General features: G+C 76.1%; 23 protein-coding genes. 7 read left to right on the top strand and 16 right to left on the bottom strand.

The genetic code is table 11. The annotated features are described in order from the left end of the window. Positions 1 to 14: 14 nt before the first annotated feature. Positions 15 to 656 (top strand): TIGR03085 family metal-binding protein, encoded by a 642-nt coding sequence (locus ACI8AB_RS14585; RefSeq protein ID WP_456950689.1) that lies wholly within the window; start codon positions 15 to 17, stop codon positions 654 to 656. A 45-nt stretch (positions 657 to 701) separates the two neighbouring features. Here ACI8AB_RS14585 and hisF read toward each other — a convergent pair whose 3' ends face one another. The 3 genes from hisF to priA all read right to left on the bottom strand — a co-directional run bounded on the left by hisF (position 702) and on the right by priA (position 2,693). Then, complete coding sequence (gene hisF, locus ACI8AB_RS14580) at positions 702 to 1,496, bottom strand: imidazole glycerol phosphate synthase subunit HisF (protein ID WP_456950688.1); 795 nt, start codon at positions 1,494 to 1,496, stop codon at positions 702 to 704. 73 nt (positions 1,497 to 1,569) lie between these two features. Further along, positions 1,570 to 1,962 carry a RidA family protein gene (locus ACI8AB_RS14575; protein WP_456950687.1) on the bottom strand — a complete coding sequence of 131 codons (393 nt, stop codon included), beginning with the start codon at positions 1,960 to 1,962 and terminating at the stop codon, positions 1,570 to 1,572. Beyond that, positions 1,959 to 2,693 carry a bifunctional 1-(5-phosphoribosyl)-5-((5-phosphoribosylamino)methylideneamino)imidazole-4-carboxamide isomerase/phosphoribosylanthranilate isomerase PriA gene (gene priA / locus ACI8AB_RS14570; RefSeq protein WP_456950686.1) on the bottom strand — a complete coding sequence of 245 codons (735 nt, stop codon included), beginning with the start codon at positions 2,691 to 2,693 and terminating at the stop codon, positions 1,959 to 1,961. Before priA ends, ACI8AB_RS14575 begins: the two co-directional genes overlap by 4 nt. A 58-nt stretch (positions 2,694 to 2,751) precedes the next feature. Between priA and ACI8AB_RS14565 the strand changes: the two genes are divergently transcribed. Both ACI8AB_RS14565 and ACI8AB_RS14560 read left to right on the top strand, forming a co-directional pair. Then, positions 2,752 to 3,351 carry a nitroreductase family protein gene (locus ACI8AB_RS14565; protein WP_456950685.1) on the top strand — a complete coding sequence of 200 codons (600 nt, stop codon included), beginning with the start codon at positions 2,752 to 2,754 and terminating at the stop codon, positions 3,349 to 3,351. A gap of 39 nt (positions 3,352 to 3,390) precedes the next feature. Then, positions 3,391 to 4,149: an SDR family NAD(P)-dependent oxidoreductase gene (locus ACI8AB_RS14560; protein WP_456950684.1), complete on the top strand. Its 759-nt coding sequence runs from the start codon at positions 3,391 to 3,393 to the stop codon at positions 4,147 to 4,149. Positions 4,150 to 4,155: 6 nt separating this feature from the next. Here ACI8AB_RS14560 and ACI8AB_RS14555 read toward each other — a convergent pair whose 3' ends face one another. Continuing rightward, the gene (locus ACI8AB_RS14555; protein ID WP_456950683.1) at positions 4,156 to 4,557 is read right to left on the bottom strand and encodes a VOC family protein; all 402 of its coding nucleotides are present in this window, start codon (positions 4,555 to 4,557) and stop codon (positions 4,156 to 4,158) included. A 106-nt stretch (positions 4,558 to 4,663) separates the two neighbouring features. Between ACI8AB_RS14555 and ACI8AB_RS14550 the strand changes: the two genes are divergently transcribed. Next, positions 4,664 to 5,608 carry a helix-turn-helix transcriptional regulator gene (locus ACI8AB_RS14550; protein WP_456950682.1) on the top strand — a complete coding sequence of 315 codons (945 nt, stop codon included), beginning with the start codon at positions 4,664 to 4,666 and terminating at the stop codon, positions 5,606 to 5,608. 69 nt (positions 5,609 to 5,677) lie between these two features. Here the strand turns inward: ACI8AB_RS14550 and ACI8AB_RS14545 are convergent, their stop codons facing one another. Then, a complete protein-coding gene (locus tag ACI8AB_RS14545; protein ID WP_456950681.1) occupies positions 5,678 to 7,993 on the bottom strand; it encodes a M20/M25/M40 family metallo-hydrolase in 2,316 nt (771 codons plus the stop codon). A gap of 66 nt (positions 7,994 to 8,059) precedes the next feature. Here ACI8AB_RS14545 and ACI8AB_RS14540 point away from each other — a divergent pair, with 66 nt between their 5' ends. Further along, the gene (locus tag ACI8AB_RS14540; RefSeq protein WP_456950680.1) at positions 8,060 to 9,100 is read left to right on the top strand and encodes a molybdopterin-dependent oxidoreductase; all 1,041 of its coding nucleotides are present in this window, start codon (positions 8,060 to 8,062) and stop codon (positions 9,098 to 9,100) included. 4 nt (positions 9,101 to 9,104) lie between these two features. Here ACI8AB_RS14540 and hisH read toward each other — a convergent pair whose 3' ends face one another. From hisH to hisD, 5 genes are all read right to left on the bottom strand, one after another. Then, positions 9,105 to 9,740, bottom strand: a complete 636-nt coding sequence (gene hisH / locus ACI8AB_RS14535; RefSeq protein ID WP_387986598.1) for an imidazole glycerol phosphate synthase subunit HisH — start codon at positions 9,738 to 9,740, stop codon at positions 9,105 to 9,107. A 127-nt stretch (positions 9,741 to 9,867) separates the two neighbouring features. Continuing rightward, positions 9,868 to 10,044, bottom strand: a complete 177-nt coding sequence (locus tag ACI8AB_RS14530) for a hypothetical protein (RefSeq protein ID WP_387986597.1) — start codon at positions 10,042 to 10,044, stop codon at positions 9,868 to 9,870. Between the two features lie 3 nt (positions 10,045 to 10,047). Further along, complete coding sequence (gene hisB, locus ACI8AB_RS14525) at positions 10,048 to 10,644, bottom strand: imidazoleglycerol-phosphate dehydratase HisB (protein WP_456903893.1); 597 nt, start codon at positions 10,642 to 10,644, stop codon at positions 10,048 to 10,050. A 5-nt stretch (positions 10,645 to 10,649) separates the two neighbouring features. Beyond that, positions 10,650 to 11,768: a histidinol-phosphate transaminase gene (locus ACI8AB_RS14520; RefSeq protein ID WP_387986593.1), complete on the bottom strand. Its 1,119-nt coding sequence runs from the start codon at positions 11,766 to 11,768 to the stop codon at positions 10,650 to 10,652. Beyond that, entirely contained in the window at positions 11,765 to 13,069 is a 1,305-nt protein-coding gene (hisD, locus tag ACI8AB_RS14515) for a histidinol dehydrogenase (RefSeq protein ID WP_456950679.1), read from the bottom strand. The genes ACI8AB_RS14520 and hisD overlap by 4 nt, the downstream gene beginning before the upstream one ends. Positions 13,070 to 13,174: 105 nt before the next feature. Between hisD and ACI8AB_RS14510 the strand changes: the two genes are divergently transcribed. Beyond that, entirely contained in the window at positions 13,175 to 14,011 is an 837-nt protein-coding gene (locus ACI8AB_RS14510; protein WP_387986590.1) for an LON peptidase substrate-binding domain-containing protein, read from the top strand. Between the two features lie 91 nt (positions 14,012 to 14,102). Here the strand turns inward: ACI8AB_RS14510 and ACI8AB_RS14505 are convergent, their stop codons facing one another. The 6 genes from ACI8AB_RS14505 to lspA form a co-directional block, all read right to left on the bottom strand. Next, on the bottom strand, positions 14,103 to 14,792 hold the full coding sequence (locus ACI8AB_RS14505) for a hypothetical protein (RefSeq protein ID WP_456950678.1): 690 nt from the start codon (positions 14,790 to 14,792) through the stop codon (positions 14,103 to 14,105). 50 nt (positions 14,793 to 14,842) lie between these two features. Next, positions 14,843 to 18,409 (bottom strand): DNA polymerase III subunit alpha, encoded by a 3,567-nt coding sequence (gene dnaE, locus ACI8AB_RS14500; protein WP_456950677.1) that lies wholly within the window; start codon positions 18,407 to 18,409, stop codon positions 14,843 to 14,845. 212 nt (positions 18,410 to 18,621) lie between these two features. Beyond that, positions 18,622 to 19,053, bottom strand: a complete 432-nt coding sequence (locus tag ACI8AB_RS14495) for a GNAT family N-acetyltransferase (RefSeq protein ID WP_456950676.1) — start codon at positions 19,051 to 19,053, stop codon at positions 18,622 to 18,624. Next, the gene (locus ACI8AB_RS14490) at positions 19,050 to 19,868 is read right to left on the bottom strand and encodes a CPBP family intramembrane glutamic endopeptidase (protein ID WP_456950675.1); all 819 of its coding nucleotides are present in this window, start codon (positions 19,866 to 19,868) and stop codon (positions 19,050 to 19,052) included. Before ACI8AB_RS14490 ends, ACI8AB_RS14495 begins: the two co-directional genes overlap by 4 nt. A gap of 7 nt (positions 19,869 to 19,875) precedes the next feature. Then, on the bottom strand, positions 19,876 to 20,811 hold the full coding sequence (locus ACI8AB_RS14485) for an RluA family pseudouridine synthase (RefSeq protein WP_456950674.1): 936 nt from the start codon (positions 20,809 to 20,811) through the stop codon (positions 19,876 to 19,878). A 17-nt stretch (positions 20,812 to 20,828) separates the two neighbouring features. Continuing rightward, on the bottom strand, positions 20,829 to 21,413 hold the full coding sequence (gene lspA, locus ACI8AB_RS14480; protein ID WP_456950673.1) for a signal peptidase II: 585 nt from the start codon (positions 21,411 to 21,413) through the stop codon (positions 20,829 to 20,831). 297 nt (positions 21,414 to 21,710) lie between these two features. Between lspA and mqo the strand changes: the two genes are divergently transcribed. After that, positions 21,711 to 23,204 (top strand): malate dehydrogenase (quinone), encoded by a 1,494-nt coding sequence (gene mqo / locus ACI8AB_RS14475; protein WP_456950672.1) that lies wholly within the window; start codon positions 21,711 to 21,713, stop codon positions 23,202 to 23,204. Positions 23,205 to 23,259 lie beyond the last annotated feature (55 nt).

Below are 23,259 nucleotides of genomic sequence, written 5' to 3'. Positions count from 1 at the left end.
GGTAACCCGCCGTGGTGACTCCCTCTTCCCGCCCGCTCGCCGCCCGCGAGCGCGCGGCCCTCGCCGACCTCCTCGACGAGCTCGGCCCCGACGCCCCGACCTGCTGCGAGGGGTGGACGACGGCCCACCTGGCCGCCCACCTGGTGACCCGCGACCGCCGTCCCGACGCGCTGCCCGGCTACGCGCTGGAGCGCACGCCGGTCGGCGGGCGGCTGCACGCCCACGCGGAGCGGGTCGAGGACCGGCTGCGCACCTCGACGGCGTATCCCGAGCTGGTGGCGCGGGTCCGGCAGGGCCCGCCGGCGTGGCTGCCGATGGGCTGGCCCGGGGTGTCGGCGGTCGCGGACTCCGCCGAGTTCGCGATCCACCACGAGGACGTGCGGCGGGCGCGGCCGGGCTGGGCGCCGCGCGCGCTGCCGCTGGCCGACGCCGACCGGCTCTGGGGCGCGGCGCAGCTGTTCGCCCGCGCGGCGGCCGCGCGGCACCCCGGCGGCCTGGTGCTGCAGCGCAGCGACGTCCCCGGCCCCGGGAAGCGGATCCGCGCCGGGTCGGCACCCACCACGGTCGAGGGCGAGCCGATGGAGGTCCTGCTCTGGGCGACCGGGCGCACCGACGTCGCCCGGGTCGTCGTGCGGGACGGCGCCCCGGTCGGCTGACGCGTCCGGTGCACCTCCGCGGGGGTGCACGACGGCCGGGCGCGGTCAGCGCAGGGGCGTGTCCGCGGCGGTGCGCACGGGGACGCCGGCGCCGGCCAGCGCGGCCTTGACGTCGCCGATCCGCAGCGTGCCGAAGTGGAAGACGCTGGCCGCGAGCACCGCGTCGGCGCCGGCCTCGACCGCGGGCGGGAAGTGCTCGACCGCCCCGGCGCCGCCGCTGGCGACCACCGGGACGCCCACCTCGCGGCGGACGGCGCGGATCAGCTCGGTGTCGAAGCCGGCGCGGGTGCCGTCGGCGTCCATCGAGTTGAGCAGCACCTCCCCCACCCCGAGCTGCGCGGCCTGCACCACCCACTCGACAGCGTCCCGGCCGGTGCCGCGGCGCCCGCCGTGCGTGGTGATCTCGAAGCCGGAGTCGGTGGCCGCGCCGTCGCGCACCCGGCGGGCGTCGAGGGAGAGCACGAGCACCTGGCTGCCGAAGCGGTCGGCGATCTCGCTGATCAGCTCGGGCCGGGCGACCGCGGCGGTGTTGACCGCGACCTTGTCGGCGCCGGCCCGCAGCAGCCGGTCGACGTCGTCGGGGCTGCGCACGCCCCCGCCGACGGTGAGCGGGATGAAGACGCTCTCGGCGGTGCGCCGGACGACGTCGTACGTGGTCTCCCGGTCGCCGGAGCTGGCGGTGATGTCGAGGAAGGTGAGCTCGTCGGCGCCCTCGGCGTCGTAGACGCGGGCCATCTCGACCGGGTCGCCGGCGTCGCGCAGGTCGACGAAGTTCACGCCCTTGACCACCCGGCCGGCGTCGACGTCCAGGCACGGGATCACGCGCACCGCGAGGCTCACGACGCCTCCTCGCCGGCGCTCGTCGGCGGCGTTCGCCCGGCTGCTCCGCTCGTGCGTGAGCTCGCGAGCTCGCTCACGTCCCCGCCCCCCGGACCGCGTCGGCCTCCACCTCGACCAGCATGTCGGGGTGCAGCAGCGAGGCCACGCCGATCATCGCGGTGGCCGGCCGGACCGCGCCGAAGACCTCGCCGTGCACGCGCCCGACCTCCTCCCAGCGGGAGGTGTCGGTGACGTACACGCGGGTGCGGACGACGTCGGCGGCGGTCAGGCCCGCCGACTCCAGCGCGGCGACCAGCACGCCGAACGCGACCCGGGCCTGCGCGCCCACGTCGCCGGGGTGGACGACCGCGCCGTCGACGGTGGCGGTGCAGCCGCTCACCCACGCCGAGTCCCCGGCGACGACGACCCGGCTGTAGCCGACGACGTCCTCCCAGGGCCCGCCGGAGCCGATCCGCCGCGCGGTCACGACGAGGCCTCGCGGGTGACCGCCAGCGCCTCGGGCAGCGTGAACGCGCCGGCGTAGAGGGCCTTGCCGACGATGGCGCCCTCGACGCCGACCGCGGTCAGCCCGGCCAGCGCGCGGACGTCCTCGAGCGAGCTGACCCCGCCGGAGGCGACCACCGGCCGGGGCGTGGCGGCGCAGACCTCCCGCAGCAGGTCGAGGTTGGGGCCGCGCAGCGTGCCGTCCTTGGTGATGTCGGTGACCACGTAGCGGGCGCAGCCCTCGGCGTCGAGGCGGGCGAGGGTCTCGTAGAGCTCGCCGCCCTCGCGGGTCCAGCCGCGGGCGGCCAGCCGGGTGCCGCGGACGTCGAGGCCGACGGCGATGCGGTCGCCGTGCTCGGCGATGGCACGGGCGCACCACTCGGGCGACTCCAGCGCCGCGGTGCCCAGGTTGACCCGGCGGCAGCCGGTGGCGAGGGCCGCGGCCAGCGACTCGTCGTCGCGGATGCCGCCGGACAGCTCCACGTCGACGTCGAGCTCGCCGACGACGCGGGCGAGCAGCTCGCGGTTGCTGCCGCGGCCGAAGGCGGCGTCGAGGTCGACCAGGTGCACCCACTCGGCGCCGTCGCGCTGCCACTGCAGGGCGGCGTCGAGGGGGTCGCCGTAGGAGGTCTCGCTGCCGGCCTCCCCCTGGACGAGTCGGACGGCCTGGCCGTCGGCGACGTCGACGGCGGGGAGCAGCTGGAGGGTCGGCACGCTCCCAGCCTAGGGACCGGCCCGCTGTGGCCTGACCCACCCGAGGCAGGCTGCGGGGGTGGAGTTCGCCGACGTCGTCCGCAGGCGCCGCATGGTGCGCGACTACGACCCCGACCGGCCGGTGCCGCCGGAGGTGCGCGAGCGGCTGCTCGAGCACGCGATCCGGGCGCCCTCGGCCGGGTTCACCCAGGGCTGGGCGTTCCTGGTGCTCGAGGACCCCGCCGACCGGGAGCGGTTCTGGTCGGTGACCGCCGGGGAGGGCGCGCCCGACGCGTGGCTGACCCGGATGCGGCGGGCGCCGCTGCTGGTGGTCCCGCTGTCGTCGAAGGCCGCCTACCTCGACCGCTACGCCGAGCCGGACAAGGGCTGGACCGATCGCGACGAGACCCGCTGGCCGGTGCCCTGGTGGGACGTCGACGCCGGGATGGCCGCGCTGATGATGCTGCTGACCGCCGTCGACGAGGGGCTCGGCGCCTGCCTGTTCGGCGTCCCGGCCGAGCGGGTGGACGCCGTCCGGGAGGCGTTCGGGATCCCCGGCACCCACCGGCCGGTCGGCGTCGTGTCGGTCGGCTACCCGGGCGGGGACGACCGGCGCTCGCCGTCGCTGCGGCGACGCCGGCGGGGCGTGGAGGAGGTCGTCCACCGGGGCCGGTGGTGACGCGGGCCGCCGGTGGCCGGGCTGGTTGACTGCCCGCTCGTGACCTCCTCCTCGCGCGCCGTCCTCGTCACCGGTGGCTCCCGCGGCATCGGCCGCGCGATCGCCCGCGCCTTCGCCGAGCGCGGGGACCGGGTGGCCGTCCACTGGGGCACGTCGAAGGAGCGCGCCGAGGCCGTGCTCGCCGAGCTGCCCGGGTCCGGCCACGCGCTGGTGCAGGCCGACATGACCGACGCCGAGGCCGTGGGCGCGATGGTCGACGCCGCCGCCGAGGCGCTGGGCGGGCTGGACGTGCTGGTCAACAACGCCGGCGTCTTCGTGGCCTCCCCGCCGCTGACCACCACCTTCGAGGAGTGGCGGGACGTGTGGGAGCGGACGCTCGCGGTCAACCTGCTCGGCGCGGCCCACGCGACCTTCCGCGCCGTGCCGCACCTGCGGGCCGCCGGCGGCGGCGCGGTGGTCAACGTGTCCAGCCGCGGCGCCTTCCGCGGCGAGCCGCAGAACCCCGCCTACGGCGCCTCGAAGGCCGGGATGAACGCGTTCGCGCAGTCGATGGCGCTGGCGCTGGCGCCGCTGGGCATCTCGGTCACCGCGGTGGCGCCGGGCTTCGTGCAGACCGAGATGGCGCGCGAGGTGCTCGACGGCCCCGATGGCGACGCCGTCCGCGCGCAGTCGCCGTTCGGCCGGGTCGCGCGCCCGGAGGAGGTGGCCTCGGCGGTGCTGTGGCTGGCGTCGCCGGAGGCGCGGTTCAGCACCGGGACGATCGTCGACGTCAACGGCGCGTCCTACCTGCGCAGCTGACCCCGGTCAGCCGCCGTGCGCGGCGGCCCAGTGCGGGCTGGTGATGAGGCCGAGCAGGTTGCCGAACGGGTCGGCGACCACCGCGGTGGACCAGCCCTCGCCGCGGACGGTGGGCGGGGAGACGACGGAGGCGCCGGCGTCCTCGAGGCGCCGCAGCGCGGCGGGCAGGTCGTCGACGTGCCAGTGGACGACGACGCCGGCCGGCTGCCCGGCGGCCCAGGTGGCGTAGCGGGCGTCCATGATCCCGAGCTCGTCCTCGTCGTCGCCGATGCGGAACTCGACGTAGGCCGGCGGCCCCTCGACCGGCCGGGTGAAGTAGGGCCCGGTGTCGAGCACGCCGGCGTACCAGCGGACGGCGGCGGGGACGTCGTCGGCGAGCAGGGTCACGGTGGCCAGTCCTCGGAGCACGGGAGGGTCCCTCCGTCGGGCGGTCCGCCTGCTGCGTCCCGCTGGATCCCATGCTCCGCGGGGAAGTGCTCACCTCCTGAGCACTTTCCGCGGCATCCTCGGCGGCGTGCGCGCCGACCGGCTGGTCGCCCTCCTCCTGCTGCTCCAGGCCCGCGGCCGGGTCACCGCCGCGCAGGCCGCCGCCGAGCTGGAGGTGTCGGTCGCGACCGCCCGGCGCGACCTAGAGGCGCTGTCGGCCGCGGGCGTGCCGGTGTACCCGCAGGCCGGGCGGGGCGGCGGGTGGCAGCTGGTCGGCGGGGCGCGCACCGACCTGACCGGCCTGACCGGGCCCGAGGCGCGGGCGCTGTTCCTGCTGCTCGGCCCCGCCACCGCGGCCGGGCCGGACGCCCGGGGCGCGCTGCGCAAGCTGCTGCGGGCGCTGCCGGGGACCTTCCGCGCCGAGGCCGCGGCCGCCGCGGCGGCGGTCGTCGTCGACCCGTCCGGCTGGGGCGAGCGAGCCCGGGACCGGCCGGAGGTGGCGATGCTGCTCGACGCCGTCGTCGCCCGCCGGGTGGTGGAGTTCGACTACGCCGGGCGCGGCGGCGCGCCCGGGCGGCGGCGCGCCGAGCCGTGGGGGCTCGTGGACAAGGACGGCACCTGGTACCTGGTGGCCGGCACCCCCGCCGGCCGGCGCACCTTCCGCGTCGACCGCATGGGGGCGCCGGCGGTGACCGGGGAGGGCTTCGATCGGCCCGCCGGGCTCGACCTGCCCGGCGCGTGGGACGAGGTGGTCGGCGAGGTGGAGCGGCGCCGGTCGCTGGAGGCCGCGACGGTGGTGGTGCCCGCGCGGCTGGTGCCGGTGCTGCGCGACCGGTTCGGCCGGCACTGCGCCGTCGGGGGCGGCCCGGACGGCGACGGGCGCGTGCGGCTGCGGGTCGCGGCCCACACGGTGCGCGCGGTCGCCGAGCAGCTGGCCGGGTTCGGCGCCGCGGTGGAGGTGGTCGAGCCCGCCGCGGTGCGCGCGGGGCTGGCCGCGATCGGCGCGGAGCTGCTCGCCCGCCACGGCGGTTGAGCGCCCGGTGCCGACCGGCGGCTGCCCCGACCGCGCCGGGACGGCCACAGGTCGGCGTGCGGCGCCGGGTCAGCCGAGGTCCGTCGTCGCCCCCACGACCACGAGGTCGGAGCTGTGCGTGCCGGCCGCGTCCACGCCCGGCGGGCGGGGCTCGAAGCCGGGCAGGCCGCCCAGCCCGTCGCTGCCGTCGACCACCCGCAGCCGCAGCGGCCCGTCGCCGTCCACGGTGAACGTCGCCTCCACGCCCTGCGCGGGCGGCGCGTGGAAGGTGACCCACAGCCGGTCCTCCCCCAGCGCCTGCGCCGCGACGTCGCGCGCCTCCACGCGGGCGGCGGTGACCGTGCCGCCGTCGGCGGTCAGGTCCAGCACCACTAGCCGGACCTCGCGCTGCGGCGTGACCCGCACGGTGACCGTCCGCTGCCCGCCGGAGGAGCGGTCGTCGAGGACCTCGACCCGCGACGTCGGCAGGCCCGCGACCTCCGCCGGCCCGGCCGCCACCGCCTCCCCGGCCAGGTACGGGTAGTCGTGCGGCAGCGTCCGCGGGGTGCCGACGTAGCGCGCCGTGTACTCCCCCGGGTCGTCCTCGGTGCTGGCCCACCACGCCTCGCCGGTGTCGGCCTCCAGGGCGTAGACCAGCCGGCTGGGCACCGGGTGCTGCGGGTCGAAGCGGTCCACGGCCAGCCCGACGGCGGTGAGCAGCACGGTCAGGACGACGGCGACCCCGGGCACGGCCGGCGTCCGCAGCCGCGCGCGGCCGGCCGGGAACAGCCCCTCCACCACCGGCAGCAGGGCCAGGGCGAGCAGCGTCGCGACCGCCGCCGGCGCGGCCCCGCCGGCCAGGCCGAGCGCCGGGAGGAACAGCGCCACGGTCGGCGCGAGGACGACGACCGCGACCGCCCCGGCGACCAGCGCGCCGGCGGGCTGCGCGCGCCGAGGCAGCAGCCCGGTGAGCGCGCCCGCGAGCGCCGGCAGCGCGGCCAGGTACGACCCGCCGGGCGCCAGCGCCGCGAGGACTCCCGCGAGGACGGCGAGCAGGGCCAGCGCCCCGGTGCGCAGTGCCGCGGCGCCCAGGCGGCGGCGCAGCAGCGCGTACCAGGCGAGCACCACCACCGCGACGAGCGCGACCGCCGCCAGCCGGAACCAGCCCGGCTGCCACGGGTCGGTCATCGAGGCGTAGCCGGGCCGGATGAGCACCAGCAGCCGCCACAGCCCGGTCACCGCCAGCGGCGCCAGCACGAGCGGCAGCAGCGCCGCCGCCGTCCCGAGCAGCGTCCGCGGCACGGAGGAGCCGCGCCGGCGGTCCACCAGCGCCAGGACGACGACGCCGAGCACCGCCGCCCCCGCCAGCGGCCACACCAGCGCGCCCGGGTACCGCGCGAGCCCGGTGGGCAGCGGGAAGTAGGTGGCGTCGCCGTCGCCGGGGCGGGCGAGGCCGGTCAGGTCGGCGTCGCCGAGCTCCCGGGTGAGGGCGAGGGTGTTGTCACCCAGGGCCTGCAGCGTCCGCCGGTCCAGCCGTTCGGGGGTGTCCTGCGGGGTGTGGTAGCCCGCGTTGCCGTCGATGAAGGCGGTGTTCAGGCCGGTGAAGTCGCCGTCGCCGAGCAGCACGCTGAAGTCGGTGTCGTTGGGCAGCGTCCGGTACACCTCGACGGCGAGGCTGCTGGCCACCGGGTGCGGCACCGCGGCGGCGTACCGCGCGGCCAGCCCGGCGTTGCCCGGCGACGTCTCGAACGTGATCGGCGGGCCGGACGTACCGCGGGCCTCGAGGTTGAGCACCACCCCGCCCTCGCTCGCCAGCGGGTGGCTGTCGGCGAACGCCTCGGCGCCGCACAGGCACGCCTCCTCGGCGTCGGTGATGACCACGACGACGTCGTTGCGCAGCGGCTCGCCCTCGCCGAGCGCGCGCACCGTCTCGAGGATCGCGGCCACGCCGGCGGCGTCGTCACTGGCGCCGGGGCCGGTCTCCACCGAGTCCGAGTGCGCCACGAGGAACAGCCGGCCGGTGCTGTCGGTGCCGGGCAGGACCGCGACGACGTTGCGCACCCGCGCCATCTCCGCCGCCCCCGGGCCGGCCTGCCGGGTGCCGACGGCGTTCTGCACCCGGGTGTCCAGGCCGAGGTCGGTGAGCGTGGCGACCAGCCCGTCGACGACGCGGTCGTGCGCCGGGCTGCCGGTGACGTGCACCTGCGCGGCGATCTCCTGCACGTGCGCGAAGGCCCGGCCGGCGCTGAACGACGCCGCCGGGGCGTCGGCGGGTGCGGGGGCCGGCGGCCGGAGCGCCAGCACGCTCCAGACGGTCAGCCCGGCCAGCAGCGCCAGGGTGACGAGCGGGCCGGCCAGCCCCCCGCGGCGCTCGGGTGCCGGGGCGGGCGTGCGCGACGCGGGCAAGCGGGGTCCTCCTCGACCGGATGCCGGACCGGGTCACCCTAGGCGCGCGCGGAGGACACTCCGGGGATGCTGCGCGGTGCGCTCCCCGCTCGTGCCGGGCGCCGGACGAACCTCGGGCTGCTCGTGCTCCTGCTCGTGGCCGGCGGCACCGGGGTGCTCGCGTTCGGCGTCGGGACGCCGCTGCCCTCGCGGCTGGTGGCCGCCGCGCACGGGGCGGCGGGGCTCGGCCTGCTGCTGCTCGTGCCGTGGAAGGCCGTCGTCGTCCGCAGGTCGCGGGCGCGCACCCGCGGCCGCCGCGACCCGACGGCGGCGTGGGGCCTCGCGGTCCTCGTCGGGCTGACCGTCGGGACCGGCCTGCTGCACACCGTCGCGGGGCCCGGCCTGGCCGTGGGCGGCGTGGCGCTGCTGCAGGTGCACGTCGCGACGGCGGTCGGCACCGCGGTGCTGCTGGCGGTGCACGCCGTGGGCAGCCGGCAGCGGCCGCGGCGCGGCGACGCCTCCCGCCGCGCGCTGCTGCGGGCCGGCGGCCTGGCCGTCGCCGCGGCCGCGCTGTGGGGCGCGGTCGAGGGCGGCCTGCGGCTCACCGGGGCGCCGGGTGCGCGCCGGCGCGGCACCGGCTCGCACGAGCGCGGCAGCGGCGACCCCGCGGCCATGCCGGTGACGCAGTGGTTCACCGACGCCGTCCCGGACGACGCCGGCGGGACCGTCGAGCTGGTCGCGGGCGGCCGCACGACCCGGCTGCGCGCCGCCGACCTGGACCGCGGCGACACGGTCACCGCCGTCCTCGACTGCACCGGCGGCTGGTACGCGACGCAGGAGTGGCGCGGCGTGCGGCTGGACCGGCTGCTGGCCGGCGCCGGGCTGCCGGAGGACGGCAGCGTCGACGTCGTGAGCGTGACCGGCTACCGGCGGCGGCTGCCGCTGGCCGACGCGGGCGCGCTGCTGCTGGCCACGCACTGCGCGGGCCGGCCGCTGTCGGCCGGGCACGGGGCGCCGGTGCGGCTGGTCGCGCCGGGCCGGCGCGGCTACTGGTGGGTGAAGTGGGTCCGCCGGGTGGAGGTGGTCGACGCGCCGTGGTGGCTGCAGCCGCCCTTCCCCCTGACGTGACCCGTCAGAGCGTGGCCAGCCAGTTGGTCAGCAGCTGGGCGCCGGCGTCGCCGCTCTTCTCCGGGTGGAACTGCGTCGCCGACAGCGCGGCGTTCTCCACGCCGGCGACGAACCGGTCGCCGTGCTCGGCCCAGGTCACCTTCGGCGGCGCCAGCCGCGACGGCGGGCCGTCCTGGCCGAGGGTGAACTCGCGGACGCCGTAGGAGTGCACGAAGTAGAACCGCTCGTCGGCCAGGCCGTCGAACAGCACGCTGCCCTCGGGCACCTCGACCCGGTTCCAGCCCATGTGCGGCAGGACGGGCGCCTCCAGCTGCTCGACCGTGCCGGGCCACTCACCGCACCCCTCGGCGTCGTGGCCGTGCTCGACCCCGCGCTCGAACAGGACCTGCATGCCGACGCAGATGCCCAGCACCGGCCGGCCGCCGGCCAGCCGCCGGCCGATGGTGCGCGGCCCGTCGACGGCGCGCAGCTCCCGCATGCAGTGGGCGAACGCGCCCACGCCCGGCACGACGAGCCCGTCGGCCTCGAGGGCGGCGTCGCGGTCGGCGGTCACGGTCACGTCGGCGCCGACGCGGGCCAGCGCCCGCTCGGCCGAGCGCAGGTTGCCCGACCCGTAGTCGAGGACGACCACCTTCTTCACGTCTGCCACGGTACGTGGCAGCGCCGCGGTCCCCGCCGGGATTCCCGCCCGGTCCCGGGGCGCCCGCTCGAGCACCGCGGCCACCGCCGGTCGGCGAGGACCGGCCCCGGGAGGCGGTCCCGGTCGCTCAGACGAGCCTCAGGATCCCCGACGCGGTGGCCAGCAGCGCCGCCACCAGCAGGACGACCGCGATCAGGACCTGCGGGCCCGTGCGGCCCCTCGTGTCGTGGTCCGCCTTCCACATGCTCCACGCCCCGCCCAGCAGGAACCCGCCGAGGACGACGAGGACGACGCCGAACTCCATCCGTTACAGCGCGCCCTTGGTGGAGGGGACGTCGGCGACCCGCGGGTCGATCGCGACGGCGGCGCGCAGCGCCCGGGCGAGCGCCTTGAACTGGCCCTCGACGATGTGGTGGGCGTCGCGGCCGGCGTAGAGCACCCGCACGTGCAGGGTGATCCGCGCGTTGAAGGCGAAGGACTCGAGGACGTGCTTGGTCAGCGACGTCGGGTAGTCCGGCCCGATCATCGGCGTCATGGTCTCGGGCTCGGCGTGCACGAAGTACGGCCGGCCGGACAGGTCGACCGCCGCCTGCACGAGCACCTCGTCCATGGGGATCGTGGCGTCGCCGTAGCGGGTGATGCCCTTCTTGTCCCCGAGCGCCTCGCCGAACGCCTGGCCGAGCGCGATGGCGACGTCCTCCACCGTGTGGTGGGCGTCGATGTGCAGGTCGCCGTCGGCCTGCACGGTGAGGTCGATGCCGCTGTGCCGGGACAGCGCGGTCAGCATGTGGTCGTAGAAGCCGACGCCGGTGCTGATCGAGCTCTTCCCGGTGCCGTCGAGGTCCAGCTCGACGACCAGCTTGGTCTCGCTGGTGGCGCGCTCCACGCGGGCGGTACGGCTCATGGGTCTCAGTCTCCCAGGCGGTGGTCGGGGGCCACCTCACCCAGCGCGGTGAGGAAGGCGTCGGTCTCCGCCGGGGTGCCGGCGGTGACCCGCAGCCAGCCGGGGATGCCGACGTCGCGGACGAGGACGTCGCGGTCGAGCAGCGCCTGCCAGGCGGCGTGCGCGTCGGCGAACCGGCCGAACAGGACGAAGTTGGCGTCGCTGGGCACGCTGGTCAGCCCCAGCGACGGCAGGGTGGCGACGATCCGGTCGCGCTGGGCCTTGACGGCGTCGACGGTGGCCAGCAGCGCGTCGGTGTGCGCCAGCGCGGCCCGCGCGGCGGCCTGGGTCAGCGAGGACAGGTGGTAGGGCAGCCGCACCAGCTGCAGCGCGTCGACGACGGCGGGGTCGGCGGCGAGGTAGCCCAGCCGCAGGCCGGCCATGCCGAACGCCTTGCTCATGGTGCGGCTGACCACCAGCCGCGGGCGGCCGGGCAGCAGGCTCAGCGCCGACGGCGTGCCCGTGCGGGCGAACTCCTCGTACGCCTCGTCCACCACGACCATGCCCTCGGTGGCGTCGTGGAGCTGCTCGACCGTCTCCAGCGCGACCGCCGTCCCGGTGGGGTTGTTCGGGCTGGTCACGAAGACGACGTCGGGCCGGACCTCGCGCACCTGGGCGGCGGCCTGCGCGGCGTCGATGGTGAAGTCCTCGCGGCGGTGCCCGTCGACCCACGCCGTCCCGGTGCCGGCGGAGATGATCGGGTGCATCGAGTAGGACGGGGTGAAGCCCAGCGCCGTCCGCCCGGCGCCGCCGAAGGCCTGCAGCAGCTGCTGCAGCACCTCGTTGGAGCCGTTGGCCGCCCACACCTGCGCGGGCTCGACCCGCTCCCCGCCGCGGCTGAGGTAGGCGGCGAGGTCGGTGCGGAGCGCGACGGCGTCCCGGTCGGGGTAGCGGTTGAGCTCCAGCGCCGCGTGCCCGAGCGCCTCGCCGAGCGTGGCCAGCAGCTCCGCGGGCAGCGGGTGCGGGTTCTCGTTGGTGTTGAGCCGGTGGGTGACCTGCAGCTGCGGGGCGCCGTAGGGCGTGCGCCCGCGCAGCTCCGGCCGCAGCGGGAGCTCGTCGATCGACGTCCTCGGGGTGGCCGTCACGGCTTCTGCCGCACCCGGACCGCGGCCGCGTGCGCGGGCAGGTCCTCGGCGTGGGCGAGGGCGTCGACGTGCCCGGCCACCTCGGCCAGCGCCTGCTCGTCGTACTCGACGACGTGGATGCCGCGCAGGAACGACTGCACCGACAGGCCGCTGGAGTGCCGGGCGCAGCCGCCGGTGGGCAGCACGTGGTTGGAGCCGGCGATGTAGTCGCCCAGCGACACCGGCGACCAGGCGCCGACGAACACCGCGCCGGCGTTGCGCACCCGCAGCGCCACGTCGCGGGCGTCGCGGGTCTGGATCTCCAGGTGCTCGGCGGCGTAGGCGTCGACCACCGCCAGGCCGGCGTCGAGGTCGTCGACCAGCACGATCCCCGACTGGCTGCCGTCCAGCGCCGTGAGGATGCGGTCGGAGTGCTTGGTGGCCGCGACCTGCCCGGGGACGAGGTCGAGGACGGCGTCGGCCAGCTCCTCGCTCGTGGTGACCAGCACCGCGCCGGCCAGCGGGTCGTGCTCGGCCTGGCTGATCAGGTCCGCGGCGACGTGCACCGGGTCGGCGGTGTCGTCGGCGAGGATCGCGACCTCGGTGGGGCCGGCCTCGGAGTCGATGCCGATCAGCCCGCGCAGCAGCCGCTTGGCGGCGGTCACGTAGACGTTGCCGGGGCCGGTGACCACGTCCACCGGCTCGCACGAGCCCGCGCCGTAGCCGAACACCGCGATCGCCTGCGCGCCGCCGACGGCGTAGACCTCGGTCACGCCGAGCAGCGCGCACGCGGCCAGCACGCCGGGGTCGGGCAGGCCGCCGTGGTCGCGCTGCGGCGGGGAGGCGACGGCGATCGACGCGACGCCGGCGATCTGCGCCGGGACGACGTTCATCACCACGCTGGACAGCAGCGGCGCCAGCCCGCCGGGGACGTAGAGGCCGACGCGGCGCACCGGAACCCAGCGCTCGGTGACCGTGCCGCCGCGGACCACCTGGGTGGTGACGTCGGTGCGCGCCTGGTCGGCGTGCACCCTCCGCACCCGGGCGATGGCCTCCTCGAGCGCGGCCCGCACGTCGGGGGCGAGCCCGTCGAGCGCGGCCTGGATCGCGTCGGCCGGGACGGCGAAGTCCTCGAGGTCGACGCCGTCGAGGCGGGCGGTGATCTCGCGGACCGCCTGGGCGCCGCGGACGCGGACGTCCTCGCACAGCGGCCGGACGGTGGCCAGCACGGAGTCGATGTCGGTGGCGGCGCGCGGCAGCAGGCCGGCCAGGTCGCGGACCCCCGGCAGCGCGGATCCACGCAGGTCGATGCGGGCGAGCACGGGAGGCCTCCGGAACCAGGCGAGGGACGACCTCCCAGCGTAGTCGGGGCGCGGCCGCCCGCCGTCACGGCGCCGGGGGCCGGGGGCGCCCGTAGGCTCGCCGGTGTGGGCGACCTCATCCCGCTGTTCCCGCTCGGGTCGCCGCTGTTCCCCGGGATCGTGCTGCCGCTGCAGGTCTTCGAGCCCCGCTACCGGGCGCTGGTGCGGGACCTGCTGGCGCAGCCGGAGGACGGCGACGGCCGGTTCTTCGGGGTGGTCGCGATCCGGCAGGGCTGGGAGGTCGAGCGGGTCGCCCCCGCCCAGGCGCTCTACGACGTCGGCTGCACCGCGCACCTGCAGACCGTGCGACCGCAGCCCGACGGCGGGTTCCGCCTCACCACCGTCGGCGGCGACCGGTTCCGGCTGCTCGACGTCCTGGTCGGTGGGGACGACGAGGACGAGGACGGCACGCCCTACCTGCGCGCCGAGGTCGAGTGGCTGGCCGAGGAGGAGGCCGCCGAGGAGGCGGCCGGGGACCAGGAGGTGGGGTCCTCCCCGCCCGGCGGGGGCCCGGACGAGGGGCTGGTGGCCGAGGTGGCCCGCGGGTCGCTCGACGTGCTGGAGCGCGGGGTGGGCTCGCTGTTCACCCGCTACGTGAGCGCCGTGGCGAGCCTGCAGACCGGCGGCGCGGAGACCGCCGTGGCCGGCGACGCGCAGGACCTCGAGGGCACCGACGCGCTCCTCGACGTCGTCGACGGGGACGCCCGCGCGCTGTCCTACCTGGTGGCCTCGGCGGCGCTGCTGACCACCGAGGACCGGCAGGCGCTCCTGGCCGAGTCGGCGACCCGGCGGCGGCTGGTGGCCGAGACGCGGATGCTGCGCCGGGAGCTGACCCTGCTCCGGACGGTGGGGGCCGTCCCGGCGCCGCTGCAGCAGTTCGCCGGCCCGACCAGCCTCAACTAGGCGGAGGGCCCCCTACCCCCATGGAGGACCTCCCTGCCCCCCACCGCTCGCGAGCTCGCGGCGGGACCCTGCGGGGAGCCGTCCCAGGACGTCACCCCCGGCCGAGGTCGTCGCGGGCGGCGAACAGCGCCGCGACCACGTAGACCAGCAGCGCGGCGAACGGGGCCACCGCCAGCGCCGGCGGGCTGGACAGCTCCAGCCCGGTGGTCACCCGGGTGCCGACGTCACCGAGCTGGGCCGGCGTCGGCCCGGGCGCGAGCAGCTCCCCCAGCTGCCAGGCGAGGACCCCGGCCAGCGCGGTGCCGAGCGCGGTGCCCACCACGGTGGCCACGCCCCGCCGGCGGCGCATCCCCCAGGCGATCCCGCCGGCGAGCAGGCCGAGGCCGGCGAGGACGAGCACCAGGACCGAGTCGTCGGCGACCAGCAGCTCCGCCGACGGGCGCCCGACCGGCACCGCCCCGCCCTCGACCACCTCGAACCGGGCCCGCGGCGCCAGCCAGACCCACAGCAGGCCGGCCGGGACACCCGCGAGCGCGACGAGCGCCGCCCACAGCGCCGCCCCCCGCAGGTCCCGCCGCAGCTCCGCCAGCAGCGCGGCACCGGCCGGCCGGGCGGGCGGCACCGCGGCCGGGACGGCACCGAGGGCGACGTCCCCGGCGCCGGAGGCGGCGTTCCCCGCACCGGAGGCGGCGTTCCCGGCGCCGGGAGCGGTGCCCGCGGCGCCGACCACCGAGGCGGGCGGGGCGTACGGGCTGTCGGGGAGCGGAGACGGGCTGCTCACGACCCCCAGTGAACCCCGCGGAGCGGACGGCCCGCTCCCGGGCGTGCCGGTCACAGCAGGGCGACGCTGGTCGGTCCCAGCAGTGCCTTGATGTCGCCCATGAGAGCCGTGCTCGGCCGCACCCGCAGCCCCTGGTCCAGCCGCAGCACCGTCTCGCGCCCGTTGTTGAGCAGCTTGAGGTGCACCTCGGTGGTGCCCGGGTGGCTGCCCAGCACCTCGCGCAGCCGCTCGACCACCGGCGGGGTGCAGCGGGCCGCGGCCATCGACACGAGCACCGGGCCCCGGGGGCCCTCGGTGAGCTCGGGGACGGTCACCTCGGAGCCGAACAGCGAGGGCTGGTCGTCGCGGCGGCTGATCCGGCCCTTGACCACGACGATCTGGTCGCGGACGACCTTCTCCGAGACCTCCGCCCAGGTCTTCGGGAAGAACAGCACCTCGATGCCGGACTCGAGGTCCTCCAGCGTCGCGATGGCCCACGGCGCGCCCTGCTTGTTGGTGCGGGGCTGCACCGAGGTGAGGATGCCGGCGATCGTGACGTTCGCGCCGTCCTCGACCCCGCCGGCGTTGATCTCCGCGATCGGGGTGTCCGCGTTGGCGGCGAGCACGTGCTCGACGCCGTGCAGCGGGTGGTCGGAGACGTAGAGGCCGAGCATGTCGCGCTCGAAGACCAGCCGCTCGGACTTCGACCAGTCCGCCGTGGGGACGGCGATGTCCAGCGCGCTGCCGAACGGGTCGTCCCCGTCGCCGCCGAAGCTGCCGAACAGGTCGAACTGGCCCTCGGCCTCCTTGCGCTTGAGCGACATGGCGGCGTCGACGGCCTGGGCGTGGATGGCGGCGATGCCCTGGCGCGAGTGGCCGAGGGAGTCGAAGGCGCCGGCCTTGGCCAGGGACTCGATGACCTTCTTGTTGCAGGCCACCGTGTCGATCTTGCGCATGAAGTCGGCGAAGTCCTTGAACGCGCCCTTCTCCTCGCGCGCCCGGACGATCGAGTCGACGACGTTGGTGCCCACGTTGCGCACCGACGCCAGGCCGAAGCGGATGTCGGTGCCGACCGCGGTGAAGTCCCAGGAGGACTCGTTGACGTCCGGCGGGAGCACCTTGATGCCCATCCGGCGGCACTCGGCCAGGTAGACCGGCCGGCGGTCCTTGTCGTCACCGACGCTGGTGAGCAGCCCGGCCATGTACTCGGCCGGGTAGTTGGCCTTGAGGTAGGCCGTCCAGTAGGAGACCAGGCCGTAGGCCGCCGAGTGCGCCTTGTTGAACGCGTAGTCGGCGAACGGGACCAGGATGTCCCACAGCGTCTTGATCGCGGCGTCGGAGTAGCCGCGCTCCTTCATGCCGGCCTCGAAGCCGACGAACTCGGCGTCGAGGACGGACTTCTTCTTCTTGCCCATCGCGCGGCGCAGCAGGTCGGCCTTGCCGAGCGAGTACCCGGCGACCTTCTGCGCGATCGCCATGACCTGCTCCTGGTACACGATCAGGCCGTACGTGCCGCCCAGGATGTCCTCGAGCGGCTCGGCCAGCTCGGGGTGGATCGGCGTGATCTCCTGCTGGCCGTTCTTGCGCAGCGCGTAGTTGGTGTGCGAGTTCGCGCCCATCGGGCCCGGCCGGTAGAGCGCGCCGACCGCGGAGATGTCCTCGAAGTTGTCCGGCCGCATGAGCCGCAGCAGCGAGCGCATCGGCCCGCCGTCGAACTGGAAGACGCCGAGGGTGTCACCGCGGGCCAGCAGGTCGTAGGTGGCCTTGTCGGTGAGGTCCTTGCTGATCTCGTCGAGGTCGATCGGCTCCTTGCCGTTCGCGACGATGTTGCGCAGCGCGTCGTCGATGACCGTGAGGTTGCGCAGGCCCAGGAAGTCCATCTTCAGCAGGCCGAGCGTCTCGCAGGTCGGGTAGTCGAACTGCGTGATGATCGCGCCGTCGTTCTCGCGGCGCATGATCGGGATCGAGTCGATCAGCGGGTAGCGGCCGATGATGACGCCGGCCGCGTGCACGCCCCACTGCCGCTTCAGGCCCTCGAGCTTGCGCGCCTGGTCGACGACCTCGGCCGCGCCGGGGTCGGACTCGTAGCGGGCGCGGAACTCCGCGGCCTCCTTGTAGCGCGGGTGGGCCGGGTCGAAGACGCCCGACAGCGGGATGCCCTTGCCCATCACGTCCGGGGGCATGAGCTTGGTCAGCTCGTCGCCCACCGAGTAGGGGCGGTCGAGCACCCGGGCGGCGTCCTTGATCGCGGCCTTGGCCTTGATGGTGCCGTAGGTGACGATCTGGCTGACCCGCTCCTCGCCGTACTTCCGCGAGACGTACTGGATGACCTCGCCGCGGCGGCGGTCGTCGAAGTCGATGTCGACGTCGGGCATCGAGACGCGCTCGGGGTTGAGGAACCGCTCGAAGATCAGCCCGTGCTGCAGCGGGTCGAGGTCGGTGATGCCCATGGCGTAGGCGGCCAGCGAGCCCGCGGCCGAGCCGCGGCCGGGGCCGACGCGGATGCCGTTGTCCTTGGCCCAGTTGATGAAGTCGGCGACCACGAGGAAGTACCCCGGGAAGCCCATCTGGGTGATGATCCCGACCTCGTAGTCGGCCTGCTTGCGCACGTGGTCGGGGATGCCGTTCGGGTACCGCTTGTGCAGCCCCCGCTCGACCTCCTTGACGAACCAGGAGGTCTCGTCCTCCCCCGGCGGCAGGGGGAACCGCGGCATGAGGTCGGCGCCCTCGGTGAAGGTCACCTCGCACTGCTCGGCGACCAGCAGCGTGTTGTCGCACGCCGAGGCCAGGTCGCCGGGGAACAGCGCGCGCATCTCGGCGGCGCTCTTCAGGTAGTAGCCGTCGCCGTTGAACTTGAAGCGGTTGGTCTCGTTCAGCCGCGCCCCGGTCTGGATGCACAGCAGGGCGTCGTGGGCCTCGGCGTCCTCCTTGTGCGTGTAGTGGAGGTCGTTGGTGGCCAGCAGCGGGATGCCCAGGTCCTTCGCGATCTCCAGCAGCTGCGGGCGGGTCTTCTGCTCGATGGACAGGCCGTGGTCCATCAGCTCGGCGTAGAAGTTCTCCTTGCCGAAGATGTCCTGGAAGTCGGCGGCCGCCTGCCGGGCGCGGTCGAGCTTGCCCGCGCGCAGCCACATGTTGACCTCGCCGGACGGGCAGCCCGTCGTCGCGATGAGGCCCGTGCCGTAGCGCTCGAGCAGGTCGCGGTCGAAGCGCGGCTTGCGGTACTGGCCCTCGAGGCTGGCCAGCGAGGAGATGCGGAAGAGGTTGTGCATCCCCTCGGTGGTGCGCGCCAGCAGGGTCATGTGCGTGTAGGCGGCCTTGCCGCGGGAGGACCCGCCCTCGCCGTCCTCGTCGATGAGGTTGTCGCCGAAGTCGAACGGCGCGCGGTCGAACCGGGAGCCGGGCGTGTAGTAGCCCTCCATGCCGATGATCGGCTTCACGCCGGCGGCCTTGGCCTGCTTGTAGAAGTCGTAGGCGCCGAAGACGTTGCCGTGGTCGGTCATGGCCAGCGCCGGCATGCCCTGCTCGGCCGCGGCCTTCGTCACCTCGGGCAGCTTGGCCGCCCCGTCGAGCATCGAGTACTCGGTGTGGACGTGCAGGTGCGCGAACGAGTCGGTGCTCTGGGCGGCGCTGCTGCTCACGGCGGTGCGGTGCTCCTCACGGGTCGTGCTGGCCCGGCCGTCGGGTGCTCCGGCGGGCGACCGGCGGGGAAGACCGGGCGGCGCGGTGCGGGCTCGGGACTGGTCCGGCCGGGCACCGACGCAGGCCCGGGCCGGTCCCCTGATCCTCGCACCGGGGACGTTCTACGCCGAGGGTCTGACAGGACGTGTCCCGGCGCGGCGGGACGACCCCGTCACAGTCGGCGGCGCATGGTGACGTGCCGGATGCCGGCCTCCTCGTACTCCTCGCCGACGGCGGTGTAGCCGGCCCGCTCGTAGAAGCCGCGGGCGGTGACCTGCGCGTGCAGCTCCACCTCGGTCAGGCCGCGCAGCGCCGCCTGCCGGTGCAGCTCGGCCAGCACCGCGGCGCCGTGCCCGGCGCCGCGGGCGGCGGCGTCGACGGCCATGCGGCCGATCACCCCCCGCCCGTCGCGCTCGAGCAGCCGCCCGGTGGCCACGACCCGCTCGTCGGCGTCCCGGCTGACCGCGTGGACGGCGGTGGCGTCGGCGGCGTCCTGCTCGACCTCCGGCGGCACGCCCTGCTCGTCGACGAAGACCCGGGTGCGCACCGCGACCACCTCCGGCCAGTCGGCGGCGGTGGCGACGGCGGCCGTCGGGGCGCTCACGCGGGCGCCCCGCCGGTGGCGCGCGGCGCGGGCAGCGCCTCGGGCAGCGCCGACGACGGCACGAGCAGGAACCGCAGGTCGACCGCTGCGTGCAGCAGCACCGGCAGCAGCAGCGACCCGGTCTCCAGGTACAGCGCCGCGAACACCCCGCCCAGCACGCCGGTGAGCACGACCCCGCCCACCCCCTGGTAGGCGTGCGCCAGCCCGAAGGCCACGGCCGCGACGGCGACCAGCACCGCGTGCGGCAACCCGCCGCCCACCGCGGCGACCACCGCGAGGAAGAACCCGCGGTAGAGCCACTCCTCGCACACCCCCGCGGTCACCCCGACGACGGTGAACAGCCGCCGCTCGGACCGGCTGCGCGGCAGCAGGGCCAGGGTGGCGTGCACCGGCGGCTCGGCGTGCCGGCCCTGGGCGGGCGGGGAGGTGCCCGGCTGTGGCGTGCCCGCACGGGTCAGCGCCCCGCCGCGCAGCGCCCGGACCGAGACCAGCGCCAGGACCAGGACGAGCAGCGCGGCGGCGCCGGTGACCGGCCCCGGCAGGCCGGTGGGCCAGGCCAGCCCGACGGCGGCGGCGTCGACGTCCGGCGCGGCCAACCAGACGACGAGGGCGAGGGCCGCCAGCCCCCACTCGAGGACCAGCAGCCGCCGGTAGAAGGAGCGCCGGGCGGCCGGGTCGGTGCGCAGCCGGCCCTCGAAGCGGCGGTGCAGCACGTGCCCGACCAGCGGCTCGCCGGCGACGAGGTAGACCCCGACGACCACGGCCGACAGCGTGGCGGGGCCCCAGTCGGCGAGGGTGGCGGGGAGGCCGGTCACGGGAGGGTCAGGACTCGGCGCGCAGGACGGCCAGCGCCCCGGCGAGGTCGTCCGGGTAGTCGCTGGTGAACTCGACCCGGTGCCCGTCGGCGGGGTGCGCGAAGCCCAGCCGCACGGCGTGCAGCCACTGCCGGGACACCCCGAGCCAGGCGGCCAGCGTCGGGTCGGCGCCGTAGGTGGTGTCGCCGACGCAGGGGTGGCGCAGCGCGGAGAAGTGCACCCGGATCTGGTGGGTGCGGCCGGTCTCGAGGTGGATGTCGACCAGGCTGGCGGCCGGGAAGGCCTCGATCACCTCGTAGTGGGTGACCGACGGGCGCCCCCCGGAGACGACGGCGAACTTCCAGTCGTGCCGCGGGTGCCGGTCGATGGGCGCGTCGATGGTGCCGCGCGAGGGGTCGGGGTGGCCCTGTACGAGCGCGTGGTAGCCCTTGTCGACCGTCCGCTCCTTGAACGCCGCCTTGAGCAGCGTGTAGGCGCGCTCGCTCTTGGCGACGACCATCAGCCCCGTCGTGGCGGCGTCGAGGCGGTGCACCACGCCCTGCCGCTCCGGGGCGCCGGAGGTGGAGATGCGGTAGCCGGCCGCGGCCAGCCCGCCGACGACGGTCGGGCCCTCCCAGCCGGGGCTCGGGTGCGCCGCGACGCCGACCGGCTTGTCGACGACCACCACGTCGTCGTCGTCGTGGACGACGGTCAGGCCGGGCACCGGCTCGGGCGGCGGCGCCTCCCCCGGCGGCGGGGGCAGCTCGACCTCCAGCCAGCTGCCGCCGGTGAGCCGGTCGCCCTTGCCGCGGACGCGGCCGTCGACCCACACCTTGTCGGCGTCGGCGAGGTCGGCGGCGACCGCGCGGGACAGCCCGAACAGCCGCGCCAGCGCCTGGTCCACCCGCTGGCCCTCCAGGCCGTCGGGCACCGGGAGGGCGCGGTGCTGACCGGGAGCGCTCACCGGTCCATCGTGACAGGTCAGCCGCGGGACACCGCGCCGTCGCCGCGGTCGCGGGTCCGGGTGCCGTCGAACTCGACGCCGCGCAGCGCGAGGTAGGCCCCGAGCAGCCCGCCGCAGACGATCGCGGAGTCGGCCAGGTTGAAGATCGGGTACACCTCGCCGTCCGGCGCGAACACCGACAGGAAGTCGACGACGCCGCCGCGCAGGAACCCCGGCTCGCGGAACACGCGGTCGACCAGGTTGCCCAGGGCGCCGCCGAGGACCAGGCCCAGCGCGACCGCCCAGCCGGTGGAGTACAGCCGCCGCGCCGTCCGGACGATCACCACGGCGACGGCGACCGCGACCAGCGTGAAGACGACGGTGAAGCCCTCGGCGAAGGAGAAGGCGGCGCCGGTGTTGCGGGCGTGCGTGAGGTACAGCGCCCCGCCGAGCACCCGGAGGTTCTCGCCGCGGTCGATCGTGGCGACGACGAGCAGCTTGCTGCCGAGGTCGGCGAGGAAGACGGCCGCGGCGAGCAGGAGGAGCAGCCGCGTGCGCGCGCGCCGGGCCGGTGCCGGGGCGGCAGCGTGCGCGGCGGCGTCGTGCGCGGCGGCGTCGTGCACGGCGGCGTCGTCCGGAGCGGCCGCGGCGGGGGCCTCCGCGGGGTCCTCGGGTCGCTCGCTCAGCGGGGGCTCCTCGTGCTCACGGCGGGGTGCGGGTGGCCGCGGGAGGCGGCCGGCGAGCCCGACGATAGCCTCGGCGGCCGCGCCTCCCGGCCCGCGGCGCGGCCGTACCACCGCCGCGACGGTGAGGCAGCTCACCGCCGGGTAGACGAATCTCACACCCCGCCGAGGGCGTCCCGGTGCGCCGTTCGGCCGATCGTCGGAGATGGCGCACGTCCACCCGGCAGGAAGGCAGTCGTGTCCACCGACCTCGGTTCAGCCACCGACCCCGATGTGGTGCTCGTCGGCGGGGGCATCATGAGCGCGACCCTGGCGTCGCTGCTCGGTGTCATCGCGCCGGAGTGGAGCATCACCGTCTTCGAGTCCGCGGACGCGGTGGCGGGCGAGAGCTCGGACGCGTGGAACAACGCCGGCACCGGGCACGCGGCGCTGTGCGAGCTGAACTACACGCCCGCGGGGCCGGACGGCCGGGTGGACACCACCAAGGCCCGCCTCATCAACGAGCAGTTCCAGGTGTCGCGCCAGTTCTGGTCGCACCTGGTGCGCAGCGGCCTGACCGGCTCGCCCAAGGAGTTCATCTCCCCCGTCCCGCACGTCAGCTTCGTGACCGGGGAGGGCGGGCGCACCTACATGCGCAACCGCCACGCGGCGCTGTCGGCGGAGCCGCTGTTCGCCGGGCTCGAGTACACCGACGACCCCGCCGAGCTGGCGGGGTGGGTGCCGCTGGTCATGGACGGCCGCGACCCCGCGCAGGTCGTCGCCGCGACCCGCTCGGTCGCCGGCACCGACGTCAACTTCGGCGCGCTGACCCGGCTGCTGCTCGAGCAGGGCGAGGCCCGCGGCGTGCAGGTGCACACCGGCCAGCGGGTCACCGGCCTGGAGAAGCGCGACGACGGCCGCTGGAAGGTCACCGTCACCGACGAGCGGACCGGCGAGGAGCGCACCGTGCGCGCCCGGTTCGTCTTCGTCGGCGCCGGCGGCGGCGCGCTGCCGCTGCTGCAGAGGGCGGCGGTCCCCGAGATCCGCGGGTTCGGCGGCTTCCCGGTCAGCGGCATGTTCCTGCGCACCCGCTCCCCCGAGCTGGTCAGCCGGCACCAGGCCAAGGTCTACGGGCAGGCCGCCGTCGGGGCGCCGCCCATGTCGGTGCCGCACCTGGACCTGCGCCTGGTCGACGGCGAGTTCTCGCTGCTGTTCGGCCCCTACGCCGGCTGGTCGCCGAAGTTCCTCAAGGCCGGCTCGGTGTTCGACCTGCCGCTGTCGGTCAAGCCGAACAACCTCGGCTCGATGCTGGGCGTGGCCCGCACCGAGCTGGCGCTGACCAGGTACCTGGTCACCGAGCTGCTGCAGTCGCGCAAGGCCCGCCACCGCACGCTGACGGAGTTCGTGCCCCTGGCCGAGCAGGCCGACTGGGAGATGATCACCGCCGGCCAGCGGGTGCAGGTCATCAAGCGCGACCCGAAGAGCGGCAAGGGCGTGCTGCAGTTCGGCACCGAGCTCATCGTCGGCGGCGACGGCTCGATCGCGGGCCTGCTGGGCGCCTCCCCCGGCGCCTCGACGGCGGTCTCGGCGATGCTCTCACTGGTCGAGCGGGCGTTCCCCGACCGGGTGGCCGCGCGCCGCGCCGCGCTCGAGGAGGCGATCCCCTCCTACGGCCGCGACCTCTCCTCCGACCCGGCCCTGCTGGCGGCCGTCCGCGCGGACACGACGCAGACCCTCGAGCTCAACGGCTGAGGTCCGCTCCGTCGCCGCCTGCGGGGGAGTCGCCGTCCGGGCGCCGGTCCGGACG

Source organism: Geodermatophilus sp. SYSU D00698 (genome assembly GCF_054050335.1).
The sequence above is the reverse complement of the archived record's forward strand: the minus strand, read 5'-3'. Positions and strand labels throughout refer to the sequence as shown.

Bases quoted from the DNA above. Each gene is read 5' to 3' on its own strand.
- ACI8AB_RS14540 (WP_456950680.1), top strand. From the start codon at position 8,060: ATGCTGCGCGGTGCGCTCCCCGCTCGTGCCGGGCGCCGGACGAACCTC.
- ACI8AB_RS14530 (WP_387986597.1), bottom strand. From the start codon at position 10,044: ATGGAGTTCGGCGTCGTCCTCGTCGTCCTCGGCGGGTTCCTGCTGGGC.
- hisB (WP_456903893.1), bottom strand. From the start codon at position 10,644: ATGAGCCGTACCGCCCGCGTGGAGCGCGCCACCAGCGAGACCAAGCTG.